The organism is Candidatus Limnocylindrales bacterium (assembly GCA_035626395.1).
Lineage (GTDB): Bacteria > Desulfobacterota > Binatia > UBA1149 > CAITLU01 > DASPNH01.
The window spans coordinates 1-2167 of the sequence record DASPNR010000025.1; the positions used below are offsets into that span (position 1 = coordinate 1).

Annotated in this window: 2 protein-coding genes; both read right to left on the minus strand. The window is 67.1% G+C overall.

What is annotated here, in order from left to right; genetic code table 11:
* Positions 1 to 40: 40 nt before the first annotated feature.
* Positions 41 to 1810: a transposase gene (locus VEC57_08700; protein HYB99202.1), complete on the minus strand. Its 1770-nt coding sequence runs from the start codon at positions 1808 to 1810 to the stop codon at positions 41 to 43.
* A 158-nt stretch (positions 1811 to 1968) separates the two neighbouring features.
* The coding region (locus tag VEC57_08705) for a hypothetical protein (protein HYB99203.1) at positions 1969 to 2167 on the minus strand (199 nt) is incomplete at its 5' end.

Here is a 2167-nt window from a genome sequence, read left to right on the forward strand (position 1 = left end):
GAGTCCGGTCTAAGAAGTCACGTCGCCCGCTTCGATCCTCTCAGGCAAAGGCAATGGCAGCGGGCAGCGGATCGCCACCGCCCCCTCGCAGGGCTCGGACGAGGCGGCGCAGTGGTGTCAACAGAGCGTGCAGGGCCGGGAGACGATATGCCGGTGCCGGCACGGGCACAGGTGCCTCAGGTCCGGATGAAAGCCGTCGCAGGTGACGGTAGATGCGTCCGAAGTTGATGCCGATGGCGCGCAGGAAGCCATACCGGCTGGCAGCGCAAAGCCCTCGCGTGCGCAGTTTGCCGTCTCGGCACGGCGCCTTGAACTGCCTGATCGTGGCTTCCACGTTCGCCCTCAGCGTCTGTCGCTCTGGTGGGAGCGTCTCGATCCGGTAGTGCCGGAGCCGCTTCAGCATCTCCGCCTCGGTGAAGTAGAAGGTGCGGCCCCCGTGCAGGCGCAGTTGCGTCGGGCACACCGCCGCGAAGGGACAGCCGGCGCAGTGGGCGGCTGCGAACTCGGCCTTGTAGTGCTTCCGGGTGGAAGCGCCCGGGACGAGGTGGCCAGCCGCGCAGCGGACGTGAAGCAGCCCCGCCTGATCGTGCTCGATCCGCATCGGCGCGCGGGCGCTGGGGCCACGGATGCCCGTCTGCACGGCCAGGATCTGCCGCTGCGCCAGCTCCCGATCATTGGCTTCGCTGCCGTAAGCACCGTCGGTGTGAAGCTCCCCCAGGTCGGGCGTCTTGCGGTGCATCTCGGGCAGCCGTTCGCCCAGGATGCGGCTGTCTTCCACGTTGTTGGGCGCCACCGCCACGTCGGTGACCAGCTGCAGGGCGTTCTCCGGGTCGGCCGTCTCCGACAGGTGCAGCACGTAGCCGCGGAAGGACTCGTCGCCACGGTTCCGGTACGTGGCCTCCGGGTCGTCCGGCGACTGCAGGGAGCTGCTGGCGATCTCCTCGGCCGGGCGCACCGCGATCCGCTCCTCGACGCGCGTGAAGTGCTCCGCGAAGACGCGGCAGACGATGCGGTGGATCTCGGTCGAGCCATAGTCGCCCTGAAGCGCCTCGACCATCCAGGCGTAGAGCTCGCCCAGCTGCTCCAGCGTCGCACCGATGTCGCTCCTGCGCAGCCGGTAGAGGAACTGGCCGGACGTCTTCGCTTCCACGAACGGGGCGAAGCGCTCGGCGTGTTCCTCCTGGTGGGCCGCACCGAGGACGCGCCACATCCGCAGCACCACCTCCACCAGCAGCTCGATGCGGGTGTAGTCGCGGATGTTGGAGCCGATCTGCGTCGAGTCGCACCGCTGGATCGTGCCCTTGAGCCCGAAGCGCTCCAGCTGATCCTCGGTAAGGCGGTCGAAGACGGCCTGGAACTTGTCCTGGCCGCTCGCCACCATGTAGTCGCGCAGGCGGCGCTGAAAGTTGAACAGGGTCGCCCGGCAGAAGGACTCCTGGTCCAGGCTCCACAAACCCAGCGCCGCGCGCACCTTCAGGTCGAAGGCCACGCGGTCCAGCAGTTCCTCGAACGTCCAGTCGTTCAGGTGCTGCAGGAGCATGGCTCCGACCAGCAGGTTGACGGGTGCGTTGGGCCGACTGGCGGATTCTTCCGCGTAGAGTTCCGCGAAGAGCGCTTCGGGAATCCGGCAGAAGATCTCCTTGTAGAACGCGTACTCTTTCGACTCGAGCAGGCGTTTGCGCAGACCCGGACTCAGCTGGGTCTCGATCCCAAAGATGTCCTGCTGATGGTGCGTCTGGTTGAGGCGAAACATGGTTGGGTGCGCGGTCGCCGGGGTGCGGCGAGAGCGGGGTAAGGCACAATCTACCAACGGCTTAGCCCCGCGGCAACCTGATCGTGCAGGTGCCGCAAGGCTTTTTAGACCGGACTCAACGATCTCACGCAGAGACACAGAGGCACGGAGAACCGCGGCAGTTCTCCGTGACCTCTGCGTCTCTGCGTGAGATGCAGTTGCATTTGCCCGTCAGATCACCCGCGCGCGCGGAAGTTCACGATCGTCTGCGTGCCGTCCGGCCGCCGCGCGTGGATCGAGACCACCTGCCCGGGGCGCAGCCCGTCGATCACGCTGCGCAGCTCGGAGATCGATCGGATCTCCTTTCCGTTCACCCGCTCGATGATCAGCCCGCGGTAGAGCTGCTGCGCCGCCGGCCCTGCCGGGTCCACCCCC